Raw genomic sequence first — 25003 nt, 5'->3', positions numbered from 1 at the left:
AAATAAATACCAAAAAAGCTTGGAGACTAATCAAGCTTTTTTGGATAACCGTATGAAAAAGGGGTGGGGAATTATACATAAGGTTTTATGACATCATTTATCAATACCGGGGTTATTTGTATTGAATGTTATCTTAATTAAATGATAATGATTATCAGTATCATTGTCAATCTTTTTACAATATCATATCAAATAAACATATTACACGATTGTTTTAGTCATGATAAAGTCTATTTGTTCTTCATCCCCCATATAAAATGAGTGTGACCCAGTTTGAACAAATCCCATTTTTTTATAAAATGCGATAGCATTTTCGTTTTTTTCCCATACGCCTAGCCAGATTTTCTTTTTATTAAGTTCCTCCGCAATTTCTATGGCCTTATTAAACAGAACTTTACCAAGTCCGTGTTTTTGAAATTCCTTCTTTATATAAATCCTCTCGATTTCAAGTGATTCATCACCCATTTCTTCAGATTGAGCATTATCTGTATTAACCTTTAAATAGCCAGCAACGGTTTGATTAAAATAAATGAAAAAGAATTGCGAAGACTGATTTAACAATTCTTCTTCTATTTGATTTAAATTAAACGCTCTTTCTAAATAAGTATTCATATTTTCAAGTGTATTTTGATGCTTAAATGTCTCATTAAACGTTTCATAACCGATTTGTTGAAGTTCGTGTGAATCCTTAGAGCTACACTTTGTTATATTGATAGTCATATTAATACGTTTCTCCTCTTATCTAATCAATAATTTCTCTTGTTTCCCTTTTTTACAAATTCCCAATCTTTTTCTACGTTTTTTCTTACCTTTTGAAGTAGATTAAAAATTGTTTCAACTTCTATTTCGGACAATCCCTCTAGTGCAACGATATTAGAATAATCGTTTTCTCTTTTTATAAATGGATATACATTTTCCCCTTTTTCTGTTGCAAAGAGTTTTTTTATTTTTTTATTCTCTTTATCCTCTTTCTTTTCAATAAATCCATTCATTTCAAGTTTTTTTATAGCACGTGCTGCTGTAGTTCGATCTACTTTTATCATCTCAGCCAATTTTTCTTGAATGATTCCTGGATTTTCAACTATTCGCACTAGATATAAATACTGCCCTTTTGTAAGATCATGCTCTTTAAATTCAATATTACTGATCGAATCTAGCGCCCTTGCGATCATTCCAATTTCACGAAGAATTTCCTTCATAATAAACTCCTTAGCATTAATTTTGTTGTAAATGCAATAAAAATGATATATATTGAATTTAACTTATTTTTGTTGTATTTGCAATAAAACAACAAAAAATATTAATTAAAAGGGACTGATAAAAATAATGAATACAAAAAAAGTAATAAATGAAGAAGAACTAAAAATAGCATTTGCAATAAGGAAAGAGATATTTGTGAAAGAACAAGGCGTACCTTTAGAAGATGAGTTTGATCAATACGATAAATTAAATGGTGATTGCGTACACATATTAGTTCATTACAATGAACAACCAGTCGGAACAGGAAGAATTAGGTTTATTGATGGAGTAGGTAAATTAGAAAGAATTTGTATCCTTGAGTCTTTCCGAAAATTTGGTCTTGGCAAAACCATTATTAAAGCTTTAGAAGAAATCGCGGAAGAACAAGGAGCTTCGCAAGTAAAATTGCATGGCCAAACACATGCAGAAGGTTTTTATAAAAGACTTGGTTATCGTACTTCCTCTGATATCTTTATAGAAGATGGTATCTCTCATATTCTAATGCTAAAAGAAATAACTAAATGATAAAGCGATTAATTAAAATGAAATATGTTTTTTACGTATTAGGAATTTTAATATTAACCTTGGGTATTTCAATCAATATACAATCTAACCTTGGAACTTCACCTTTTGATGCGCTTCTAGTGGGGTTATCCCAAAATGTGGGGCTGACTGTCGGAAGTTGGGAAATAATCATTGCTTTATTACTACTATGTCTAAATTCTTTATTAAAAAGACAAAGACCAGAATTTTTAGGATTAGTAACTGCCTTTATTACGGGTATTGGTATTGATATGTGGCTTTTTTTATTACACAATTTAATAACACCTGAATTTTGGTACAGCAAAATAGCTTTTTATATTATCGGATTAGTTATTTCAGGGTTCGGAACTGCAACTTATTTATACACAAACTTTGCACCGATTCCAGTGGACAGATTAACATTAATCCTACAAGAATTAACCAGAACAAATATCTTTTTTTCGAAAACACTTATTTACCTCATTTTCTTAATAACTGCATTAATGTCAAATGGACCAATCGGCATTGGAACTATACTAACCGTTTGTTTTGGTGGGTTAATACTTAATTGCTTTATGCCACTTACAAAAAAATTTTTAGACCGCGTATTATCTCAACATAGTACATCTCCTAACTTTGAAAAAGAGAAAAATCTTTCTATATAGCATGTACTAGATTACTTTTACTCATAAATCTACTGTCTTCGGAAACACTATCCTTGGAGGTGAGCACATGAGTAAAAAATCATCTGGAAGAGGACAAAAGGCTCCAAGTGTTAATCCACAAGGATACGGAAAAGACGTTGAATTTTCAACTGAGCCTCAAAGTGAACTACAGAATTTAGCAAAAAAGTCGAACAAAAAATAAACTTTGCTACTAAAAACAACCAGAGTAACTCATAACGGGGCTACACTGGTTGTTTTTTAATTAATTCTATATTGGGGGTTTTGTAACAATTACGACTGTGGCGTCCAATTCATTATTGTGTATTAACCTAGCTATTAATCCACATTGATTAAAAATTTCAACTGTTTGAGGAGCCTGAATTTTGCTCGTCTCTATTAATAAATGCCCGCCTGAAGCTAACCAGAAAGACGCATTTTCTGCCACTTTTCGATGAATAACATTTCCATCCTTACCACCATCAAGTGCCACTTTTGGCTCATAATGACGTGCCTCGTGAGGGAGAGACTTCATTGCCTCAGTTGGAACATATGGTGCGTTCGCCACTATAATATCAACATTCCCGATTAATTGAGGTGGCAATGGATTATAAAGATCACCTTCATATACAAGACCACCTAGTTTAGAAACATTGCACTTGGCACACTGGACTGCAGTAGGATCAATATCGACCGCATACAACGAAACCAACCCCACTGCCTTAGAAATCGCTACACCCACTGCACCCGAACCACAACAAAGATCAACCACTTTGACACCAGGTACAGATAAGTCAACAGCCTTTTGGACAAGAAACTCTGTACGACGGCGCGGAACGAAGACACCTGGGACTACTGCAATCCTATTGCCATAGAACTCCGCAAAGCCTAGGATGTATTCTAAGGGTGAACCAGTAGCTCGAAGTTTTACCATTGTTAAAAGCTCTTCCAAAGTTTCAGCTTCAGAAATAAGAAGCTGAGCCTCTTCTTCAGCAAAAACGCAACCAGCGTTCCGAAGTTGCTCGATTATACAATTTTTAAGTTGGTCACTACGATAAATTTCATTTTGCTTTACTATAATTACCACCCAATCTTTATAAAGGTTATTACTGGGAGTTCGTTAAAAATAAAAAAATACCTTCTTCAAACTAGTAGTTGGAGAAGGTACTTTCTACATTATTAATTTAATTTTTAACATTAATAAAAACAAAATATGAGAGACCAATCGTTCTGTTCCTTCATAACTTTACAAAAGAATTTACTTTAACGTATTTTCTATAGCTTTTATGTAAAAATATAGTAAGAAAAAAAGTTAAAGGTGAAGGTAATGATTGGAACATTTGATGTCATAATTCGAACTCTTTCAGCGTTTGTTTTACTTATTTGTATTACCCACTTACTTGGAAAACAAACCATTTCAAAAATGACTTATCATGATTATATTACATCAATTACATTAGGGTCTATCGCAGGTAATTTGACTTTTAATACTTCCATACGATTCAGTAACTATATAACTGCTTTAACAATCTTCAGTACGTTTTTGTTTCTCGCTACTTTAGTTTCTTTAAAAAATAAAAAAGCCAGAGCAATATTCAATGGAGAACCTACTGTTGTTATACAAGATGGAAAAATACTTGAAGAAAACATAAAAAAATTAAAAGTTACAATGGATTCATTCAATCAAGCACTAAGAAGGAGAGATATATTTGATATAGATGAAGTAGAATTCGCTATTTTTGAACCTGATGGGCATTTATCTATATTAAAGAAACCTTTACATCGTTTTGTTACTAGAAAAGATTTAGGTATTTCTATTTCTACCCAATCAGATTTCCCTATTGAAATCATTATGGATGGTCAAATTATAGATAAAAACATCACTCAAAACCACCTAACAAAGGATTGGATCGTTACTGAAATTGAGCGGCGAGGTTTGAAATTAGCTGAAGTTTCATATTGTGTTCGCGGAACAAATGGTCAGCTGTATTTTGATTTGTACAAAGATCGGATTAATTCGCCTGTTGATATAGAGGAATGAATATAAAAAATCGGTAACCTCCTTAGAGATTACCGATTTTCTAGTCAATTTTTAAATTACTCTAACCCTAGAGCTTCTAAAACATTATCCAATGTTTTGCCCTTAAATTTCTTAACTGGTTTTGGTGAATTATCATTCCATGGATTTTGCATGAAGTAGTTATCAATTACATATTGCATATCTTTTGCATCAACAACTCCATCATAGTTAATGTCTGCATCACGCTTATCTGTACCCCAATATGTTTGGATGTATAACGCATCATTTACGTCAATGACATTATCTTTATTGACATCTCCACCAGGGATATAAGGATAATCAACTGGTTTAGATCCAGCGGTAACTTTACCGTCTTCCTTCAAACCAACCGTAAAATCTTTCTTGAATGTGAAATGTCCTGGTACGTCAATTGATAATGTAAATTGTTTATCTGTGATTGGTAGTCTAGTAGTAAAAGCAGTTACGGAAACTGAACTATATCCTAATGGATCCGATACTCCGTATTCTTTTCCATCCGAATCTTTCACACTAATTTTTGTACCGGCTTTATTATAGTCAAGTTTTTTCATAGTAGGTTGGCCTGTAGTGTCGATTCCGTTAATTAATCCTTCAGGGTAAGCAATCCCTCTCATTAGAGAATAAGTTGGAGTAATATAGAAATAAGGTTGAATACCTTGTGTTGTTAAGGTACTATTATCCACATTTGTATAGACTGCTTTAAAGAATCTAGTTGAACCATTCGGATCTTCAAACTGCATTGGACCTTTGTAATAATTGTCTTTTGCTTTAAACGTTAAGTCTACTAAAGAAGTATCTCCAGTAATGCCTGTAGTCGCAAGATCTCCAAGTGCTGTTGCTGTAATCGTCATTTTATCGTAAGAGCTGTTAAATGATGTAGTTGTATATTGAACGTCTAGATTTCCATTATATGTTCCATGTGGGTTAACACTCACAATATCTAAGTACTGCTTAGGATACAAGAATGAGTATTCAGCTTTTTTGACTTTCGTTGCCATATTTTTTGTTGAGAACGTTACTGTTGTTGAATCTCCCATGTTGATTCGTTGTTTATCAGAAATTGCTGTAGAATAAGCAGTTCCTTTTTTCACAAAGTAAACGTCTCTCACACTTCCGTAATTTTCTACAGTTGATTTATTTCGGTCATAGAAATCATACTCTGTAATTGGCAATGTGTTTGGACCAGCTGTAGATAAAGGAATTGTTGAATTAAAGTTTCCATTTTGGTCTACAGGCAAGTTAATTTCACTAGAGTTGTTTGGATTATAATAATACATTTTATTATCACCTTGTGAAGCATCAATACCTGCTGCCTTCATTTCAGCTACGTCTTTATCAAATGCATTACCTGTTACGTTAACAGTTTTGTCGGTTGGATTCGCCGTTTCAACGATTTGACCTGCTTCATAGCTCATTGTGACCTTTGGCTCTTTTTCTCCATAGAAAATTGGAGCGTCATTCGTAAAGGTTACACCTTTATCATTTGTACCAACCATTCGTATTTTCCATAATCCAGGGTCAACTTCCTTATAATCAAATGTAATCGGGTTATCAGGGTTTCCTGTTAATGGATAATATTGTCCTTGGTTCAATATACCTTGGAAATAATATTCAATATTCTCATCCGCTCCCATTCCGTCCGCTGTACCAAGATATCCAATTTCTTCGTTTGTTTTTGGATCGACAAGGAAGAAGTCAAATGTACGCATATGAGATTTCAATTTGAATTCTAAGCCCACTGACCATTTTGTTGAAGTGCTAGCTGCTTCGTAAGGTATTGTGAAAGCAGATGGTTCACCTTTTACATAATCAATTCCTTCATCAACTGTATGAATTGCAAATGGAATTTTATACGTTTCATCAGGATTCTTTTGATTTGTGTAAACAACATATCCTTCGTACGTTCCAAGTTTAGCAGTTTTAGGCACATTGATTGTAGCATCCATATTCGCACTGCTATATCGTTTTACTTTTACAGATGATTTCACATCTAGCGTAACGCCATTAGCTGCAGCATCTTGGTCTGCTCTAGAGTCATTTGTAAATCGGCCATCCAATGTCTGGAATTGAACCTTTACATCATACGTTTTATCTTCAGAGCCTTTATTAAATAAAGTGATGGAACGTTGATCAGTCAGATCTTTACCATTAACTGCTTGCTCCCCAAAGCTTAATGCACCTGTAATATTTTTAATTGTTTTAATTCCTTTACTTGCTAGAGTAGTATCACCCGAATCTTTCGCATTACTGCTTAACGTTTTCGTCTTGTCTTTCACTTGAATTTCTGTTTGTGTATGAACAGCTTTATACGGATTAACTAGACCAGCACCTACTTCGTATACACTATATTTATCATTTAATGGATCAGCTGTATTCATTAATGTTGCCTTAATATCTGCTGGCGTCATGTCTGGATGAGCTTGTTTTAATAAAGCCGCTACCCCAGAAACATTTGGTGTAGCCATCGATGTACCAGATAAACGTTCATACGCATCTTGGTAACCAGTTAATGGATTACCATTGTCATCTTTATGCATATAAGCAGGCACAGTTGAGAAGACAGAAACCCCTGGTGCTGTTACTTCTGGTTTAATATCATATAGGACACGTGATGGACCTCTTGAACTAAAGTCTGCTAATTTATTACCTTGTGTGACAGTTTGACTCATATTACCAAATGTAAAGTCGATCGAAGCATCTAACTTTGCGTTTGTTAGCGGTAAATCACCTGTAATAGCATGACCTTGTTTACTGTTTATTAAAAATGTTGGGATATATCCAAATGTATTTCCTAAATATACATCTTGTAATGTATCATTATCTGCATTGCTTAATATAACAGCCTTTGCTCCATGCTTTATAGCAGTAGAGACGATATCTGCTATACTTACGCTACCACGTGTTGCAACAACAATTTTTCCATCAACATCTCTTGGTATCATATTACCATTCGAATCACGTTTATAGTATGAAGTATCTTTACCAAATCCTACATTTACCAATTTAAATGTTTGACCTTGTAAATCTGCTACATTATCAGAATACCCTTGTGCAGCTAGCTTCATATCAACTGGTGTATCACCTGTTGATGGATGAGCAGTTGCTGAATATTGTGGTATGGTAACAGAAGTATCGCTTGCTCCAACCGTGATTGCCAAAGGTGAATTTCCTGGTGAGCCTAGTGTATACATACGATTTCCAGAATTTCCTGCTGCAACTACTGCTGTTACCCCTGAAAGTACGGCATTATTAACTGCAATTGCCGTAGGGAATAACGGGTCATTGTAGTTTGCTCCTAGTGACATACTAATGATATCCATACCGTCTGATACTGCTTTATCAATACCAGCCAATATTGCTGAAGTTTGACCAGATCCGTATCGTCCTAACACACGATAAGCATAAATGTCAGCATCTGGTGCAACACCCGTAACCGCATAGTCCGCATTATTTTTACCTTGTCCAGCAATAATTCCGGCTACATGCGTTCCATGCTCAGTATAGTAGGCTTCACCACCACTTGTCTCAGGTTGTCCCGATTTCTTCCAATCCGCATAGGTTGTCTCCATCGGATCATTATCATTATCAACGAAATCGTATCCACCTTTAAATGCACCTTTTAAATCCGGGTGATTGTAATCGATTCCCGTATCAAGAATACCGATTTTTACACCTTTTCCTGTATAACCTTCTTCATGAAGTTTTTCAACGCCAGGGAACGTTACCATATTATGAGTTGGACCTTGTTGTCCAGACGCTTGTTCTTTAACAGATGGATCATCTAACTGAACATGCAAATCACTCCATACTGCCTGAACAGCATTCGATTTAAGTAATGATTTAACTTTATTAGCAGGGAGTGTCATTGAAACCCCATTAAATGCTTTTTTGTAAGAGCGTTTAATTTTGTATGGATTTTTCTTCTCATTTAACTCTTTACTAAAAATCGTTTTTAAATCTTGATCAAACGATTCGTGTGAAGCATCTACTTTTGCTTGTGCATCCTCTTCAGAAAGAGTTGTTCCTTCTGTTTCTGCTACCGTTACTGCTGTTTGTGCTGGCTTGTCCTTAAATTCAACAATGACAGAAGTTGGAGCGTCACTTGTTAGATCTAAATCAGGAGATACTTGAAGTCCCGTTTTGTCACTAATTTTTAATTGTTTAATTGCCTCGCGTTGAGCCGGAGTTAATGCTGATAAAACTTGTTCCACTTTTGACATTGATTGTGCGTGAACGTTTTGCGTAACAGAAACAGGATTAAAAACGCTAGCTACAAGACCTGTTGTAAGTGCCACTGTCGTAACATTTTTTCTAATTCTCTTTTTCATCTTTTCTCTCCCCCATTAATTTTTGCAATTATCTTTCAATTAATATTATAAGGAAATTTGACACGATTCGACTATTCTACAAATGTAGTCAAAATTTCGACTAATTTCGACTTGAAAAAGCAAAACAAAAAGAACCCAATTAAGAGTTCTTTTCTTCCTTTCACTGTATTTCGTCAAATTTTGAACCTGATAACATATGAATATATTTTTCTTCAATTTCCGAATTGAAATGTTTTCTATATTTCCATAATGCCAAAATCGTATGAAAAAATTTTTCACTATGATTACTCTTCAAACGTTCAGCAACATTAATTAGTTCAATCAATCCTCGATGATATTCTTTTTTTTCACATAAAAATAGCGCGTAAAAATAACAATATTCATTATATAATTGCTGCTTATACAAATCCGAGCTGGTTGATAAGTTTACTAGTAAAGTATTATACTTTTCAATTAAGTGAGTAGCATCGCTTATTCTACCCATTTTTAGAAATGTATCCAAAATTTTTGGTATTCCTACATAAAGATCATCTCGATTAGATAGCCACTTTAAATAGTCATCAACATAATCGTAATGACCAAAGTTAATGAATGCTACAAGTCGATTACCTACTGCAATATCAGCAAAATAATCATTAATCGTTGCATATTGATCTATTTTGTCTAATACTTCTTCTAATGAGCTTCCTAACCTAGTTAATGCAAAACATTGATACAAAAGAGCTCTCCCTAAATGCTCTGGTTTTGATGTTATTTTTTCTAATCTCTTTGCATAATGGAGCACTTCATCCCATTTTTTTAATATATAATAAGTGGCCGTCAGATATAAATAGGTTAACTCTTGAAACTGTAGAGGCATATTAGCGATATTTTCAATTACTTGAGCAATTGCAAATTGGCCATATTCGGTAAATCTATTCACATAAAACTTCCGAAAATAACTAATTGCAACTTCCTCTGTATTATAGTCTGGCATATGATCAATAATGATTTGATAAATAGGTAGAGACTCTTTTTCAAATCCTTCATTAAATAATTTTTCAGCTGCTAGAAAAAGAGTTTGCATATTCCTAGTACGTATCGTTTTCGCTCTCTCTTCCAATATTAAAGTAATAATATGATTTAGTTCATTTTCATAGTTTTTAATAGCACATCGATAGATATATGCAGTACTTCTTCTTTTATCTAAGTATTTATTCCGATTAAAGCATAATTTGGAATACTGGAGATAGTAAGTCTGCTCAGGTAGCCCAAATGCACGTGTAATATCATTTAAATAATGGAAGGAAAGTACTTTTTTATTTAGAAAAACTCTTGAAATGTCACTAGGATGGATTCCAGAGTGATCAGCTAAATCATTATGATTCCAACCCTTACTATACAATTGTATTTTAAATTCATCTAAAAGTATCTGATTCATTTTCTCCCTCCTACCTTATAAACTAATTTTAACTGTAGGATTTATTTAAATGTATTTAAACAATTTCATGTCACTTTAAGGAAAACTTAATGCCCAGTATTTACATATTCAAACTTCTATCTATTAATTCAAAACTAATATATTATATTTCTAAAATGATAATTTTACTTTCTGAAGTAAAAGGGGTACATTCAAATGAATTTTAATCAACTCGAGTATATTCTGGAAGTAGCAAATGAGAAGTCAATATCGAAGGCTGCAGAAAAAATTCACATTTCACCATCTGCTATTAGTCAATCAATTGCTCAATTAGAAAAAGAATTGAATATTACAATTTTTCATCGAGATAATAGAGGGGCAATTTTAACTCCTCAAGGGAGAATTCTTGCAGACAAGGCTCATGATATATTAAACAATTTAAAAGAATTACATCATAAATTAAACCAATACGAGAAATCTCTTACGAATCATCTAAAAGTATCATTCACACCTGCAATATCTACTATAGTTCATCAAGCAATATTAAAGATTTCAGATGAAAGAGATGATATTACGTTCGAGTTAGAAGAATCAGATTCTATAGAAATAATAAAAAGTTTTAATAATACCAATACAGATTTAGCATTTTTATCAGCGTCAAAAAATGAATTAGAACAAAATCATTTAAAGTATGAGCACTTGCATATTGGTTATCCTTGTATCGTAGTAGGAAAAAAATCTACATTATATAATAAGGATTTCGTCACTCTAAATGACCTAGTTGAACAGAAATTCATATTTCACAGACTAGGCGGTAAAAGCTTACAAAATGCTATTAAAATGAATGGTAACAAAGTCTTTTTATATGCAGATAGAGGAAGTGCATTAATCCAAATGGTTGCCGATAATAAAGCTATATCTGTTGGATACGATATATCTTTAATTAATTACCCTAAAGTTTTAAATGGTGAACTAAAGGTAATTCCGATAAAAAATTCGGACTTACTTTATCAGGATTTTTGGGTACTACATTCATATAAACAAAAATCGGATATTGCTAATTTGTTAATCAGTTATGTAAAATCCATTTTGTTATTAAATAATTAGATTCAATAAGAATAGAAAAAAAGCTTTCTAACATTATTTAATATGACACACTCCTCTTAACCCGATTAATTAAACTTTAACTTATTATGACAAAAACCAGAAAAACCTAGACTGCCCCCCTTAAAGTAGATGTTGAAAAACCCCTCCGTTGGGAGTAATCAAACATTCTAATGAACAGTGGTCTGCAAATAAAATCTGAAAATCGCAAATAAAATTAAAAGTTTCCCTACCCGTTAAGGTATTATGACCTAAAACTTGTACAAAGGTAGATACTTTCAAAAGGAGAACTTGCAAATATGCTCTATATTGAATAATAACTTGATAAGGATCTGCTAATTCTCTATTAAAAGGGCTAACATAACAACTACAAATGAAAAGCGTTATTGAAATACCATTTTATTTTAACAATTAAAAATAGGGCTCTCACATGTCAGTTAATCTGACCTATGAGATAGCCCTTTTTCTTTATTTATAAACATTCATTTATCAGTCAATTACTTAAAATGACCAATGAATATGTTTTTCTATTTTACAAACAATATACGATAGGAGGTGGAATATTATTGAAAAGACAACAAACACTTACAATTTCTAAAGACATTAATAGTAATTTAGAAAAAATAAAAGAAGAGTTTTCAAATGTTTTTGATTTCAAAACTAGAAAGATTACTTTCAATAATAGACCACTATGTATTGCTTTTATTGATACAATCTCGAATAAAGATATTATAAATGAAAAAATTATTAAAGTACTCTTAAATATCAAACAAGGTAATATCATGACCGATCTACCTGTTTCAACTATTTCGACAACTAATTGTTTGAACGAAATACAAGAGGCTCTTACGAATGGAAATACGGTATTGTTAGTTGATGGATCAAATGAAGCGTTTATTATAGATACTGTTTTATTTGAAGTGAGATCGACAAGTGAGCCTACAAATGAAAAAGTTGTTTCAGGTTCTCATGATGGTTTTGTTGAGAGCCTTAATAAAAATATAAATTTTCTAAGAAGTAGAATTAGAAGCTCTGATTTTAAAATAGAAGTTTTACCAATTGGAGATCCTGGTACAAATGTCGGAATTTTATATTTAGATAATATCGTAAATAAAGATATTCTAGATATTGTTAAAGACCGTATTAACTCTATTCAACTTAAAAATAACTTAACAACCGGTAAGTTAGAAGAATTTATTGAGGATAGTTCACTTTCACCCTTTCCACAAATTCTAGAAACGGAGCGCCCTGACCGAGTTATTTCTAATTTATTTGACGGTAAAATTTGCGTAATAGTTGAAGGAAGTCCAACGGTTTCAATTATGCCTGCTTCTTTTTTTACGTTTTTCCAAACTCCCGATGACTATAATAGTAGAGTTTTCATAGGGACTTTTCTAAGACTAATTAGACTATTTTGTTTTTTTCTCTGTATAACTTTACCTGCAGTATATATAGCTATTGTTTCATTTAGCTATGAAATTCTCCCATATGAACTAGTGTCTACAATTCAGAACAGTATTGAATACGTGCCCTTTTCTCCATTTGTTGAGGCTCTAATAATGCAAGTGGTTTTGGAACTATTAAGAGAGGCGTCAATTCGACTACCTAGCCCAGTTGCACAAACTATTGGTATTGTTGGAGGGCTAGTTATCGGTACAGCTATTGTTGAAGCAAATTTAGTGTCGAATACAATGACTGTAGTACTTGCAATTACAGCAGTTGCTTCATTTGTTGTTCCCACAAACGAAATGAGCTTTTCACTTCGATTAATCAGTTTTCCAATGATTATTTTGGCATCAATTTATGGATTTGTAGGTATTATATTCGGTTTAATGCTTATTTTTATTCATATTGTTAAGCTCGAATCGTTCGGTACTCCCTATTTTTCACCACTTGCACCAATTCGAATAAAAGATTTAAAAGATGCTTTAATTAGAGTACCCAATTGGAAAATGAAGACAAGGCCAACAAACGCATTGCCTGTTGATACAAATCAGACCAATGAAACGAAAGGGTGGAAAAAATGATAATTAAGAAAAACGAGACCATTTCATCCTTTCAATTATTTTTTTATATGGTTATCGTGCAATTAAATGTTGCAACTTTAACGTTACCAATGTATTTATATAAAGAAAGTTCTCATGATGGATGGATTTCTTTATTATTTTCTTGTCTATATTCTGTATGTACTATATTCCTATATTCATTTCTACTTAAGCGGTTCCCTAATTTAACAATTTTTGAAATTTGTACGTTTTTTTTCGGAAAATGGATCGGTGGAATACTAAAAATCAGTTATATTTTATATTTTATTTTTATAGCTTATATAATTAATCAATCTTATCTATTTGTTTTTAGCAAATGGGTTTTTCCAAACTCACCAACTTGGAGCATTTTACTCCTTTTATTGATAATTGGGATCTATTTAGGGAAAGAAAATATTCGAACAATGACACGATTTTTCCAATTATCTTTCTGGACAATTTTAATCATTTTTATTTTTAGTATCGAAGCATTTCAACAGGTGGAATGGAAGTTTTTACTACCAGTTGCTCAAGTTAATTTTGCCCATATATTGAAAGGAAGTTATACGTCTTATTATTTCCTACATGGTTTTGAGTGTCTCTTAGTTGTCTACCCATTTGTTAAAGGTCCTCATAGAAAAAAAATAAAAAGCTCTATTTTTTCTATACTAATTATTACACTGATTAATCTATTTACTGTTGTTTTATGTTTCATATTCTTTAGTAAAAAAGAATTACAGTTAATTCCGGAACCGACAATTTATATCTTTAAAACTTTAACTTTTTTCAAAGAACTAGAGCGACTTGATTTACTATTTCTTTCAGTTTGGTTTGTCATCATTGCCTCTTCTTATGTTTCTTATTTAAATTTGGCTAATATCGGTATTTCAAATTTAATAAAAAGGAAAAGAATTAGTACATTTTCTACTATTACTATTTGCATAATTGTATTTCTAATTGGTAATTTAGTACCTTCTTCAAATGGTTTTATCGATATGCTAATAAAAACTTTATCTTTTTCGAGTTTTATTTTTATCCTTTTGATTCCAACATTGATCTTATGTATATCCCTTCTCTTTAAGATTAAAAGTAAGGAAGTTAAATTGTCATGAAAAAATATCATTTTATTCCTTTTATATTAATCTTCTTATTAACAGGATGCTGGGACCAGCACTCATTAAAAGATTCTGCACTAGTACTTGGCGTCGGATTTGACCAACTTCCAAAAGGTAAGGTTAAAGGAACAGTAAGCATCAGAACTAGCATTTCGAAAGGTGACCAAACTGAAAATATCAATTATATGGTCAGTGATCAGGGGGTATCTATAAGAGATATACGTAACAATATTGATTATCAAATACCTGGTAATTTTTCATCTAACAAACTACTAGTTATGCTTTTAGGCGAAGATCTTGCAAAAAATAATTTGTATCCTTATTTTGATAATTATTTCCGATTTATTCGAAGTACGCTAACTTCAAGAGTTGCAATTGTAAAAGGAAAGGCTTCTAGCATCATTGAAATGAAAACATATAAAGATATTTTTATTAGTGAATCACTTTCAGAAATGCTTGCAGCCGCTGAAAATATTTCTGTTATTCCAAAAGAGACGCAAGAAACTGTTTACAAAAAAATGGATGATCCAGGTACTGATTTAGTCCTACCTTATTTAGAAAAAACGGACGATGAAACAATTAAAATTAAAGGTGTGGCACTTTTAGAAAACAATCGATTTACTGGCAAAATACTAAATAATAAACAGTCAAAATTATTGTTATTACTAAAAGACAAAAAAAGTAATACGATGAGTTTGACGGAACCATTGGGAAGATATAATGAGATTGTTTCTTTTAAAGTAAAAAGTTTAAAAAGAAACCTACAAATCAAAAATGGAAACCTACCTAAAGTAAAAATTGATTTAAAATTAAAGATTGATTTAACTGAGTATACTGGCGAAGATCTAGCAGGTAATTTAAAGAAAATGGAGATAGAAAACAAAATTGCTAAAAGTATTGAAAAGGAGCTAATAGAAGTATTTAGCATACTTCAAGAAACAAATTGTGATGCGTTAGGGATTGGCAGGTATTTAATGGCTTATCATCCGGATACATGGAAGAAGCTAAATTGGGAAAAGGACTATTCAAAAGTTCCCTTTGAGGTCAATACAAAAGTGACTATGTATACAAGTGGGATTATTTTATGACCGTTAAAACAAGTAAAGTTTAGCAATCATTTATTTACATTACAAAACCAAAAAAAGCCCTTTGTCGGGCTTTTTTTTGGTTTCACTTACTATTCGTAATTCATTTAAATCGATCGTCCAGCGTTTATTTTGCTGCCTTCTCATGCTCTTGTTTAAAGAAACTCTTCATTGAATGGAATACATCTGATTTTTGTTTAAGGATGTAGTAGCGGAATTTTTCATCGTTAATGTTTTTATATGCGGACATTAGAGTAGAGTGTCGGTTATATTGGTTTACTTCTCCGTATCCGAACATATTGCTCACTTTCATTAATTCTTGAACTAATTTTACGCAGCGAGCATTATCAGATGTTAAATTATCTCCATCAGAGAAGTGGAATGGATAGATATTATATCTTTCAGGAGAATATTTGTATTCAATCACTTCTAAAGCTTTACGATAAGCAGATGAACAGATCGTTCCTCCGCTTTCTCCTTTTGTGAAGAACTCTTCTTCTGTAACTACTTTTGCTTCAGTATGGTGGGCAATAAACTCGATATCAACTGATTCATACTTTGTTCTTAAAAATCTAGTCATCCAAAAGAAGAAGCTTCGTGCCATATACTTTTCCCATAAGCCCATACTTCCGCTCGTATCCATCATTGCGAGTACTACGGCTTTAGATTCCGGTTTTCTAATTTCATTCCATGTACGGAACTTTAAGTCTTCTGGAGATATCGGATAGAATGATGGCGTACCACTCATTGCGTTACGTTTAAACGCTGACATCATCGTACGTTTTTTATCAATGTTACCCATTAACCCAGTTTTTCGAATGTCATTAAATTCAATGTTTTCTACTGTATTTAAATCTTGTTCTTTTCTTTTTAAATCAGGTAATTCTAACTGACTAAAAAGAGCTTCCTCTAATTCCATTAGTGAAACCTCTGCCTCATAATAATCTTCGCCTGATTCCTTACCTGCTCCTTGCCCTTTACCAGCACCTTTTTGCGGCTGGCCACCTTGTGAACCATCTCTTGCCACTACATCGCCAACTTTACTGTCTCCAGTACCCTGACCAACGTGTTTATTTTTATCGTAGTTGTATCTAATCTTATACTCATCTAGTGACCGAATTGGAATTTTTACTACATCGCGCCCGTTTGACATGATGATGCTTTCTTCTGTGATCAAATCTGCTAAATTCTTTTTAATCGCCTCTTGTACCTTCTCTTGGTGGCGCTGTTGGTCGTCGTGTCCTTTACGATGGAGGGTCCAGTCTTCCTGTGAAATGGTAAAATTATGCTTTTGTTCGATGTTTTCATTACTCATTTTCTTTCCCTCCCTTACTTATTATGATTTATTGTAAAAATAAAAAAATCGTCACACAGTAATGCTAAATTGCATAAACTAATTCGGTAGGTGATTTTCTACCCTTTTTTATGGATTACTCTATCATATGCAGAAGGACACAATAATTGACAATGTTTCTTCTAAATTTTACACCCATTTTTTCAGAAAATTGGACGAGTCCTTAAAAATAAATATATTTATATAAAAATCCTAATAAACTTTTGCCTTTAACTATATGTAACAATACGTAAAAAAGAACAAAAAAAAAGTGGAAAACTAGTAATAAGTTCTCCACTTTTTTTTATTTAAGGTAAATTATGACCCATTCCAGCTACGTAAATTCGTAACCATTGTTCCGCTGACATACTTAACTTTGTAGACTCAACTGCTGTTTTTACACGTTCAATTTTACCAGACCCTACGATTGGCATCATTTTAGCAGGATGAGCTAATAACCATGCATACATTACTTCGTCGATTGAATTTGCACCAATTTCACTAGAAATCTCTTCAAGCATTGCACGAACTCTTAACGCTGATTCAGACTGACTAGTAAAAATTTGTCCGCCTGCTAATGGAGACCAGATCATTGGAGCAATATCTTTTTCAAGTAATAAATCAATTGTTCCTTTTTCAAAATGCTCTAATTGCATTGGCGAAACTTCAATTTGATTTGTTACTAAAGGCATGTTTAAATATGCTTGTAATGCATTAAATTGAGAAGGTAAAAAGTTTGATACCCCAAAGTGGCGTACTTTTCCCTCCGAATGAAGTTGATTAAACGCCTCTGCGATTTCCTTTGGATTCATAAAAGGATTTGGTCTATGTATTAATAGTAAATCGATATAATCTGTTTGTAGATTTTCCAAAGAATTATTAACACTCATTAGAATATGCTCTTTACTAGTATCATAATGATTCATTTTAAGTTCAGGAAACTTTGATGACTTTAACTTTATACCACATTTTGTAACGATTTGGATTTTTTCACGAAGCTCTGGTTTTAATGCTAAAGCCTTTCCAAAAATTTCTTCACATGTATACCCACCGTAAATATCGGCATGATCAAATGTTGTAATTCCTAAATCAATACATTCATCTATAAAAGTGACTAATTGTTCTGATGTCATTTTCCATTCAGATAAACGCCATAATCCATGTATAATTTGTGAAAACTCAAGATTTTCAGCTATTTGAATTCTTTTCATATACACTACACACCCTTCTTTTTAATCATTATCATCATTATAGGATAAACGTTATTAATTGCAAAAGAAAACGGCTATCTAATAGATAGCCGCTTAAACAATTTATCGGTTTAGTAATGAGCCTACATAGCGTAATAATTCATTTGCTGATGTTGAGTTATAACCATATTCATCAACTAATCTGCTGACAACGTCATTGATTTTCTTTAATTGACGCTCGTCAGGAGTTTTTGTGGACGTCGTAATCTTCACAACATCCTTCAGATCCGAAAAAAGTTTCTTTTGGATAGCTTCTTTTAATCTTTCATGTGAATTGTAATCAAAACGTTTGCCTTTCCTTGCATATGCAGAGATTCTGATTAATATTTCTTCACGGAATGCTTTCTTGGCATTCTCAGAGATGCCAATTTGTTCTTCAATCGAACGCATCAACTTTTCATCTGGATTCATCTCTTCACCTGTTAAAGGATCACGAAGCTTATTCTTATTGCAATATGCTTCTACATTATCAAGATAATTATCCATAAGTGTTTTGGCAGACTCTTCATATGAATAAACAAAAGCTTTTTGAACTTCTTGTTTTGCAATATCATCGTATTCTTTTCTTGCGATTGAGATAAAATTCATATAACGCTCACGATCTTCGTTAGAAATAGATGGATGTTGATCTAAACCATCTTTTAATGAGCGTAATACATCCAAAGCATTAATTGAAGGGATCTCTTTACGAATAATTGTAGATGAAATACGGTTAATGACATATCGTGGATCGATACCATGCATACCTTCATCTAAATATTCTTTCTTCAGCTCCTCTAAATCAACAGTGTTATAGCCTTCTACCATTTCACCATCATATAGACGCATCTTCTTAACTAAATCAATATCTCCTCGTTTTGGTTCTTTTAAACGAGTAAGAATTGTAAACATTGCTGCAACACGTAAAGTATGTGGAGCAATATGAACATTTGAAACATCACTTTCAGAGATCATTTTTTGATAAATTCTCTCTTCTTCACTAACTCTTAAGTTATAAGGAATTGGCATTACGATTATTCGAGAATGAAGCGCTTCATTCTTCTTATTATTAATAAAAGATCGGTACTCTGTTTCATTCGTATGAGCAATGATTAATTCATCCGCAGAAATCAATGCAAAACGCCCTGCCTTAAAGTTTCCTTCCTGCGTCAGGGATAATAAGTGCCATAAAAACTTTTCATCACATTTTAACATCTCTTGGAATTCCATCATTCCGCGGTTTGCTTTATTCAACTCACCATCAAACCGGTAGGCACGTGGATCTGACTCTGATCCAAATTGAGCAATTGTTGAAAAATCAATACTTCCTGTTAAGTCTGCAATATCTTGAGATTTTGGATCAGACGGGCTAAAAGTACCAATACCAACTCGACGATCCTCTGATAAAAATACTCTTTCTACCAACACATCTTCTATTCTTCCACCAAATTCTTGTTCAAGTCTCATTAAATTTAAAGGTGAAAGATTTCCTTCAATTCGAACTCCATATTCTTTGAAAAAATCATCTCTTAAATGGTTAGGAATTAAATGCAATGGATCTTCATGCATTGGGCAACCTTTAATAGCGTAGATTGCACCTTGATCAGACCTTGAATAATTTTCTAATCCTCTTTTTAACATCGTTACCAGTGTAGATTTACCACCACTTACAGGACCCATTAACAATAAAATACGTTTTTTTACATCTAATCTCTTGGCAGCAGGATGGAAATATTCTTCCACGAGTCTCTCTAACGCTTCTTCTAATCCATATAGGTTGTTATTAAAGAAACTGTAGGTTTTTTTACCATTCACTTCTTCAATACCTGCGTCTTTAATCATATTATAAATTCTAGAATGTGCAGTTTGTGCAACCCATGGCTCCTCTTTTAACATTTCAAGATACTCAGCAAAAGTGCCTTCCCATTTCAATCTTTGTTCCATGTCCCGATGCTGCTCAAGTTTCTTTAAAATATCCATGGACAAGTACCTCCTTCTTCTCATCTGTAAGAGAGATTATTAAAGGATATGCAAGGATGTCCGTACTCATGCTATATCTTTAATTAGGAAAATATATTTTATCGAAATCCGATTCTCATAATTTTACTTTCATATTTCTATGTTTTTTTTGTATAATAAGGTTTAGGGTGTTGGGAATTTTTCAATTGGGAGGATACATACTGATGAGACTAGTATTAATTTTATTAGTGACAGCATCATTCTTAGCAGCAATTTTCACAGGCGGCTATAATGACAAACCTGGACTGAAAAACAGATAATATTTTTTAAAGGATGCTTCTCAAACGCGGTCTTAATTTTATCTAGACCGTTTTAATGGAAGCATCTTTTTTATTTGTGTACTCTTTGATAAACTTTTAAATTAATAAAAAAAAATCACCAAAATATGGTGACTTTTGTTTATTAATTAGAATAATCCTTTACCTTTAACAACTCACGGAAATCTTGCTGACGCAAAGCTTCGTAAATTAATATCGCAGCTGTATTTGATAAATTTAGAGACCTAATATGATCTGTCATTGGTATACGTAGGCAAGTTTCCATATTTTTTTCAATTAACTCTTTCGGAAGCCCTGTTGTTTCTCTACCAAATACAAAGAAAATCTCTTCATCTAAATTTGTATAGTCAAAGTTTGAATATGTTTTTTCTCCAAATTTAGTTATAAAATAAAATTTGCCGTCTTTATACTTATCAAATAAATCGTCCAAAGAATCATGATAATGTATATCTACATGCTCCCAATAATCAAGACCAGCTCTTTTTAACATTTTATCGTCAGTTGAAAAACCTAACGGACGGATTAAATGCAAACTTGTATCTGTTCCTGCACAAGTACGTGCAATATTTCCTGTATTTGCTGGAATTTGTGGTTGATATAATACAACGTGTATTCCCATTTTTTCACCTCTATATTGTTTCAATGCTTTATATTATACCAAATTCGCAATTATTAAGGTATTATTCTATTGGAGGGTTAGAAAAGCCATCAACGATGTGAAAAAACTTATACTTAATATTCTCCGTAAAAGCAGAAGAATCATAATATGACCAATATCTTTTACGGCTATTTACAGTATGTGCATTAACTAACGGTTCACCATTTTCATCCTTAGCAACAACGATCGTACAATGATTCCATACTCCATCACCTTCGAAATCATATATGATAATATCCCCCAATGTAAGATCTTTTGGAGTAGGCACCTCTTCTGCTTTAATTCCAGTTTTAGGCGCAGGTAAAAATCTTCTTAATGCGTGAGCAACTCTCCAGCTATAACTACTATTAGAATGATTTTTATACCACCACCCTGTCCCCGGTTTTGGCATTCCAACCATTCGAATGCCTCCAGCCCTTAAACATTGAGATATAAAATTAGTACAATCATTTGCATACAATGGATATTCTTTATTATGGCCATCCCACCAGGTTTCAGCATATTTAACAGCATTAAATCGGTTATATCTGTTATTTCGTTCTAATGATTCATTTTCACCTAAATCATCTTCTTCGAGTTCAAATTTTTCAACTTGATTATCAATCGGGAACGCTATGTCATATAAAATTTCATCATTTTCAATCGCGATCTGTCTTTCATGTTGATCCTCTTCAAAATATAAATCGGATTGCTTTAAAAAATATCGCGTATGGAAAGTATAATTTATATACGTTACATCCTGTTCATTCCAAATATTGTTTACATCAAGATTTCCATATACTTTCACTAATGAAATATTACGCATATTATATAATTCAACTTTACGCCTTATTGCCTGATATTCTTTTTCTTGTATAAGATGACTTCGATGTCCTTCACCAAAATAAAGTTGTAATCGTTCTTTTAAATAACGCTCTAAAAGTTGACGATTAAACAAGATAATCCCCCTTTTCAACATATATTCTTATTCTATACGATGTTGAAAAATAAGAGATTATACCACTAAGTAGTGATTACTTTGAAAGAACAGCCTTAATTTCATTTAATACAATCTCATCTTGCTCTTTTTGTAAACAACTTTCAATAAATGGTGTACTGTTCTTTCCCTCAATCTCAAAAATAGCCCAAATAGCTGTACCTCTTATTACTGGTCTTGCATCTTTTTTCGCTAATTGCTTTAAATCATCTAATGCCGATTCATCTTTAAAATGTGCTAAAGCAATAATGGCATTTCGCTGAATAGGATTCTTTCCTCTCCATGACCCAGACATTTGACCAAACTGACTTTTAAACTCTCTATTACTTACTTTTAATATAGAGCGTAATAAAGGTTTTACAGTTTCCGGATCAGGTTCCATTTCAGTATGATGAGTAAAATTAATTCCTTTATTTTTAGGACAAATTGTCTGACATGTATCGCATCCATATATACGATTTCCCAGCTCTTTTCGAAACTCAACAGGAATCATCTCTTTTGATTGGGTAAAAAAAGCAATACAATTTTTAGCATTTAATTGACCTGGAGAAACAATCGCACTAGTCGGACAAACATCAAGGCATTTTGTACACTCTCCACACTGTTCCTCAATAGGCGAATCTGGTTCAAAAGGTAATGAGGTTATCATTTCCCCTAAATACACATAAGAACCAAATTCTGGCGTAATAATTGAACAATTTTTAGCACTCCAGCCTATACCTGCTCGCTCAGCGACAGCTCGATCTACTAGCTCACCAGTATCTACCATCGACTGAACCTTTGCACTTGGATAATGTAATAATATAAAAGACTCAAGCTGAAGTAATTTCTTTTTAACAACTACATGGTAATCTTCTCCCCATGAGGCCCTACAAAAGATTCCTCTTGTAGATCCTTTTTTACTTTTAGGAGGATTTTTTAATTTAGATGGATAAGCTAGAGCAATTGCAATAATTGAATTAGCTTCTGTCATAATTTTTCTTGCATCTACTCTTCGTTCAATATCCTTTGTCTCAAAACCCGATTGATAATTTAATTCCTGCTGCCTATATAAACGATTTTTTAATGTTAAAAATGGATCAACAGTCGTAAATCCAATCTTATCTATTCCAATTTCTTTACTATATGAAATCAATTCTTTTTGAAATTCTTTTATATTCACAAGAATCACCTAACTGCCTGTTAATTTACAAATTATATTTTCTATTCTAGTCAGAAAATTATTTCTTTATCTAATTATGACACAAATGCTTTTAATAATAGACTTTTTAATATAAAAAAACGCAATGTATCGTTCTTCGAATGAATCAATACACTGCGTTGTTATCAAGTTATAAGTGCTAAACTACTAATACAAATGTAATATGTATTTAGTAGGTTTTTAATGAACTTGTAATTAAATTTATCATAAATATGTCATAAATTCAAGAATAAAATCATTTTTTGTCGAAAGAGTTCTAGCATGGTTTATGAAGGAGTCAAGAATAGAAAATGTTTAAAGCAGTTAAAAAATAACAGATGACGTGAGTAAGTAAAAGATAAATATTCATCAGGACCTTATTAATTAGCTAATTGCAGAGATATTGAAAGATTTGTAGAAATTTGAATAAAGGTATAATTAATTTTCCCATAGAATTCTTCTTTATAGGTTAAATATATAGGAGGAGAGTAACTATGACAGATCCTTTGGTAAATGAAGAGAAAAATCCTTTGGTCGAAAGTTTCGAAGGTGTCTGTAGTTTGATTGAAGAAACAAACGACAGAATTGATTTTACACAGGATACACTTAAGGAACTTGATCGATACAATAATGAGAAATTAAAAGATGCAAAACAATTTACTATTAAAGTAGCTGCTGCAAGCCTACTAATAGCAACAACAGGATTAGTAGTTACTTTAGCAAATAAAAGAAAACCAAAACAATTTGATTGGCTTGGTGCTAAGCAAAAACGTAAATATGTAAAAATGAATGAATAATAGTCACATAAAGAAAGGCAGCGATCATTGTTATAGTCGCTGCCTTTCTTTATAATGATGATTAAAACAAAATGAAGTCAATTATATAATGTTAGATGAAGAATTACCTAATCACTAAAAACTCTATTCTTTTTTCCCCTAACCCTTACTTTCTAAATAAAAAAAGGATTCTGCATCTCTGCAAAATCCTCTTCTCTAATTTCAATATAGCGGTGACAGGACTTGAACCTGCACATCCGTGAAGATACCTGATTTTGAGTCAGGCGTGTCTGCCATTCCACCACACCGCCAAAAAGTTATAAAATAATTATAATATATGAAAGACAAATTGTCCATTCAAATCTGTAATTAAAAACCTCTTACTTTTGTAAGAGGTTTAATGATACCGAGGGCCGGACTCGAACCGGCACGGGGTCAACCCCCGCAGGATTTTAAGTCCTGTGTGTCTGCCATTCCACCACCCCGGCAGAAGTAAATTAAAAGGCGGTAACCGGATTTGAACCGATGATAAAGGTTTTGCAGACCTCTGCCTTACCACTTGGCTATACCGCCATATTTTGGAGCGGAAGACGGGGCTCGAACCCGCGACCCCAACCTTGGCAAGGTTGTATTCTACCACTGAACTACTTCCGCGTAATGGCTGGGCTACCTGGATTCGAACCAGGGCATGACGGAATCAAAATCCGTTGCCTTACCGCTTGGCTATAGCCCATTAATTAAGAACTTTATATACTATATTCATTTTATTATAAATAATATTACTCACTTGAGTAATCGTTACAATAATTTAAATGGGGCGACCGATGGGAATCGAACCCACGAGTGTCGGAACCACAATCCGATGCGTTAACCACTTCGCCACGACCGCCATTATTGTATTATTTGGCAGGGGCAGTAGGAATCGAACCCACACCAAAGGTTTTGGAGACCTCTATTCTACCGTTAAACTATGCCCCTATAAATGGTGGAGGGGGACGGATTCGAACCGCCGAACCC

At 32.8% G+C, this 25003-nt stretch carries 20 protein-coding genes and 7 tRNA genes; 9 read left to right on the top strand and 18 right to left on the bottom strand.

Annotated elements, in window-relative coordinates; translation table 11 throughout:
- Nucleotides 1-201 precede the first annotated feature (201 nt).
- Entirely contained in the window at nt 202-720 is a 519-nt protein-coding gene (locus EP747_RS17310; RefSeq protein ID WP_129691344.1) for a GNAT family N-acetyltransferase, read from the bottom strand.
- Between the two features lie 26 nt (nt 721-746).
- Complete coding sequence (locus EP747_RS17305; protein ID WP_129691343.1) at nt 747-1199, bottom strand: MarR family winged helix-turn-helix transcriptional regulator; 453 nt, start codon at nt 1197-1199, stop codon at nt 747-749.
- Between the two features lie 127 nt (nt 1200-1326).
- Here EP747_RS17305 and EP747_RS17300 point away from each other — a divergent pair, with 127 nt between their 5' ends.
- The 3 genes from EP747_RS17300 to EP747_RS17290 all read left to right on the top strand — a co-directional run bounded on the left by EP747_RS17300 (nt 1327) and on the right by EP747_RS17290 (nt 2628).
- The gene (locus EP747_RS17300; RefSeq protein ID WP_129691342.1) at nt 1327-1764 is read left to right on the top strand and encodes a GNAT family N-acetyltransferase; all 438 of its coding nucleotides are present in this window, start codon (nt 1327-1329) and stop codon (nt 1762-1764) included.
- Between the two features lie 17 nt (nt 1765-1781).
- Nucleotides 1782-2426: a YczE/YyaS/YitT family protein gene (locus EP747_RS17295; RefSeq protein ID WP_129691435.1), complete on the top strand. Its 645-nt coding sequence runs from the start codon at nt 1782-1784 to the stop codon at nt 2424-2426.
- Nucleotides 2427-2493: 67 nt separating this feature from the next.
- Nucleotides 2494-2628, top strand: coding sequence for a hypothetical protein (locus EP747_RS17290; RefSeq protein WP_056467807.1), 135 nt, complete (start codon nt 2494-2496; stop codon nt 2626-2628).
- A 66-nt stretch (nt 2629-2694) separates the two neighbouring features.
- On the opposite strand, the gene EP747_RS17285 is transcribed toward EP747_RS17290, so the two are convergent.
- Nucleotides 2695-3510, bottom strand: coding sequence for a putative protein N(5)-glutamine methyltransferase (locus tag EP747_RS17285; RefSeq protein WP_235832924.1), 816 nt, complete (start codon nt 3508-3510; stop codon nt 2695-2697).
- Nucleotides 3511-3750: 240 nt separating this feature from the next.
- Between EP747_RS17285 and EP747_RS17280 the strand changes: the two genes are divergently transcribed.
- Complete coding sequence (locus tag EP747_RS17280; protein WP_129691341.1) at nt 3751-4464, top strand: DUF421 domain-containing protein; 714 nt, start codon at nt 3751-3753, stop codon at nt 4462-4464.
- Between the two features lie 56 nt (nt 4465-4520).
- On the opposite strand, the gene EP747_RS17275 is transcribed toward EP747_RS17280, so the two are convergent.
- Nucleotides 4521-8810 carry a S8 family serine peptidase gene (locus tag EP747_RS17275; protein ID WP_129691340.1) on the bottom strand — a complete coding sequence of 1430 codons (4290 nt, stop codon included), beginning with the start codon at nt 8808-8810 and terminating at the stop codon, nt 4521-4523.
- Between the two features lie 160 nt (nt 8811-8970).
- Nucleotides 8971-10230 carry a hypothetical protein gene (locus tag EP747_RS17270; RefSeq protein WP_129691339.1) on the bottom strand — a complete coding sequence of 420 codons (1260 nt, stop codon included), beginning with the start codon at nt 10228-10230 and terminating at the stop codon, nt 8971-8973.
- A 195-nt stretch (nt 10231-10425) separates the two neighbouring features.
- On the opposite strand from EP747_RS17270, the gene EP747_RS17265 reads away from it, so the two are divergent.
- From EP747_RS17265 to EP747_RS17250, 4 genes are all read left to right on the top strand, one after another.
- Nucleotides 10426-11316, top strand: coding sequence for a LysR family transcriptional regulator (locus EP747_RS17265; RefSeq protein ID WP_129691338.1), 891 nt, complete (start codon nt 10426-10428; stop codon nt 11314-11316).
- Nucleotides 11317-11879: 563 nt separating this feature from the next.
- The gene (locus EP747_RS17260; protein ID WP_165347123.1) at nt 11880-13340 is read left to right on the top strand and encodes a spore germination protein; all 1461 of its coding nucleotides are present in this window, start codon (nt 11880-11882) and stop codon (nt 13338-13340) included.
- Nucleotides 13337-14449 (top strand): GerAB/ArcD/ProY family transporter, encoded by a 1113-nt coding sequence (locus EP747_RS17255; RefSeq protein ID WP_129691336.1) that lies wholly within the window; start codon nt 13337-13339, stop codon nt 14447-14449. The genes EP747_RS17260 and EP747_RS17255 overlap by 4 nt, the downstream gene beginning before the upstream one ends.
- Nucleotides 14446-15540: a Ger(x)C family spore germination protein gene (locus tag EP747_RS17250; RefSeq protein WP_129691335.1), complete on the top strand. Its 1095-nt coding sequence runs from the start codon at nt 14446-14448 to the stop codon at nt 15538-15540. Before EP747_RS17255 ends, EP747_RS17250 begins: the two co-directional genes overlap by 4 nt.
- Nucleotides 15541-15664: 124 nt before the next feature.
- Here EP747_RS17250 and yhbH read toward each other — a convergent pair whose 3' ends face one another.
- From yhbH to queG, 6 genes are all read right to left on the bottom strand, one after another.
- Complete coding sequence (yhbH, locus tag EP747_RS17245; RefSeq protein ID WP_088072555.1) at nt 15665-16852, bottom strand: sporulation protein YhbH; 1188 nt, start codon at nt 16850-16852, stop codon at nt 15665-15667.
- 326 nt (nt 16853-17178) lie between these two features.
- The gene (locus EP747_RS17240; protein WP_129691334.1) at nt 17179-18081 is read right to left on the bottom strand and encodes an aldo/keto reductase; all 903 of its coding nucleotides are present in this window, start codon (nt 18079-18081) and stop codon (nt 17179-17181) included.
- Between the two features lie 102 nt (nt 18082-18183).
- Nucleotides 18184-20079, bottom strand: coding sequence for a PrkA family serine protein kinase (locus EP747_RS17235; RefSeq protein WP_129691333.1), 1896 nt, complete (start codon nt 20077-20079; stop codon nt 18184-18186).
- 441 nt (nt 20080-20520) lie between these two features.
- A complete protein-coding gene (trmL, locus tag EP747_RS17230) occupies nt 20521-21015 on the bottom strand; it encodes a tRNA (uridine(34)/cytosine(34)/5-carboxymethylaminomethyluridine(34)-2'-O)-methyltransferase TrmL (RefSeq protein ID WP_129691332.1) in 495 nt (164 codons plus the stop codon).
- Between the two features lie 61 nt (nt 21016-21076).
- Complete coding sequence (locus EP747_RS17225; RefSeq protein ID WP_165347121.1) at nt 21077-21991, bottom strand: amidase domain-containing protein; 915 nt, start codon at nt 21989-21991, stop codon at nt 21077-21079.
- 76 nt (nt 21992-22067) lie between these two features.
- Nucleotides 22068-23192 carry a tRNA epoxyqueuosine(34) reductase QueG gene (gene queG / locus EP747_RS17220; RefSeq protein WP_129691330.1) on the bottom strand — a complete coding sequence of 375 codons (1125 nt, stop codon included), beginning with the start codon at nt 23190-23192 and terminating at the stop codon, nt 22068-22070.
- A 512-nt stretch (nt 23193-23704) separates the two neighbouring features.
- Between queG and EP747_RS17215 the strand changes: the two genes are divergently transcribed.
- Nucleotides 23705-24007, top strand: a complete 303-nt coding sequence (locus EP747_RS17215) for a hypothetical protein (protein ID WP_129691329.1) — start codon at nt 23705-23707, stop codon at nt 24005-24007.
- A gap of 207 nt (nt 24008-24214) precedes the next feature.
- On the opposite strand, the gene EP747_RS17210 is transcribed toward EP747_RS17215, so the two are convergent.
- The 7 genes from EP747_RS17210 to EP747_RS17180 all read right to left on the bottom strand — a co-directional run bounded on the left by EP747_RS17210 (nt 24215) and on the right by EP747_RS17180 (nt 24964).
- Nucleotides 24215-24297: transfer RNA gene (locus EP747_RS17210), tRNA-Leu, on the bottom strand.
- Nucleotides 24298-24390: 93 nt separating this feature from the next.
- A tRNA-Leu gene (locus EP747_RS17205) sits at nt 24391-24474 on the bottom strand.
- 14 nt (nt 24475-24488) lie between these two features.
- Nucleotides 24489-24559: transfer RNA gene (locus EP747_RS17200), tRNA-Cys, on the bottom strand.
- A 6-nt stretch (nt 24560-24565) separates the two neighbouring features.
- Nucleotides 24566-24640, bottom strand: a tRNA-Gly gene (locus EP747_RS17195).
- 4 nt (nt 24641-24644) lie between these two features.
- Nucleotides 24645-24719: transfer RNA gene (locus tag EP747_RS17190), tRNA-Gln, on the bottom strand.
- An 80-nt stretch (nt 24720-24799) separates the two neighbouring features.
- Nucleotides 24800-24875: transfer RNA gene (locus EP747_RS17185), tRNA-His, on the bottom strand.
- Nucleotides 24876-24890: 15 nt separating this feature from the next.
- Nucleotides 24891-24964 (bottom strand) — tRNA-Trp (locus EP747_RS17180).
- Between the last annotated feature and the right edge of the window lie 39 nt (nt 24965-25003).

The organism is Gottfriedia acidiceleris (assembly GCF_004138285.1).
Lineage (GTDB): Bacteria > Bacillota > Bacilli > Bacillales > Bacillaceae_G > Gottfriedia > Gottfriedia acidiceleris_A.
Note: the sequence above shows the minus strand (reverse complement) of the source record. Positions and strands in the feature narration are given on the sequence as shown.

Bases quoted from the DNA above. Each gene is read 5' to 3' on its own strand.
- trmL (WP_129691332.1), bottom strand. From the start codon at position 21,015: ATGGGAATACACGTTGTATTATATCAACCACAAATTCCAGCAAATACA.
- EP747_RS17275 (WP_129691340.1), bottom strand. From the start codon at position 8,810: ATGAAAAAGAGAATTAGAAAAAATGTTACGACAGTGGCACTTACAACA.
- EP747_RS17255 (WP_129691336.1), top strand. From the start codon at position 13,337: ATGATAATTAAGAAAAACGAGACCATTTCATCCTTTCAATTATTTTTT.
- yhbH (WP_088072555.1), bottom strand. From the start codon at position 16,852: ATGAGTAATGAAAACATCGAACAAAAGCATAATTTTACCATTTCACAG.
- EP747_RS17265 (WP_129691338.1), top strand. From the start codon at position 10,426: ATGAATTTTAATCAACTCGAGTATATTCTGGAAGTAGCAAATGAGAAG.
- EP747_RS17280 (WP_129691341.1), top strand. From the start codon at position 3,751: ATGATTGGAACATTTGATGTCATAATTCGAACTCTTTCAGCGTTTGTT.
- EP747_RS17300 (WP_129691342.1), top strand. From the start codon at position 1,327: ATGAATACAAAAAAAGTAATAAATGAAGAAGAACTAAAAATAGCATTT.
- EP747_RS17250 (WP_129691335.1), top strand. From the start codon at position 14,446: ATGAAAAAATATCATTTTATTCCTTTTATATTAATCTTCTTATTAACA.
- EP747_RS17215 (WP_129691329.1), top strand. From the start codon at position 23,705: ATGACAGATCCTTTGGTAAATGAAGAGAAAAATCCTTTGGTCGAAAGT.
- EP747_RS17305 (WP_129691343.1), bottom strand. From the start codon at position 1,199: ATGAAGGAAATTCTTCGTGAAATTGGAATGATCGCAAGGGCGCTAGAT.
- EP747_RS17310 (WP_129691344.1), bottom strand. From the start codon at position 720: ATGACTATCAATATAACAAAGTGTAGCTCTAAGGATTCACACGAACTT.
- EP747_RS17290 (WP_056467807.1), top strand. From the start codon at position 2,494: ATGAGTAAAAAATCATCTGGAAGAGGACAAAAGGCTCCAAGTGTTAAT.
- EP747_RS17235 (WP_129691333.1), bottom strand. From the start codon at position 20,079: ATGGATATTTTAAAGAAACTTGAGCAGCATCGGGACATGGAACAAAGA.
- EP747_RS17240 (WP_129691334.1), bottom strand. From the start codon at position 18,081: ATGAAAAGAATTCAAATAGCTGAAAATCTTGAGTTTTCACAAATTATA.
- EP747_RS17295 (WP_129691435.1), top strand. From the start codon at position 1,782: ATGAAATATGTTTTTTACGTATTAGGAATTTTAATATTAACCTTGGGT.
- EP747_RS17270 (WP_129691339.1), bottom strand. From the start codon at position 10,230: ATGAATCAGATACTTTTAGATGAATTTAAAATACAATTGTATAGTAAG.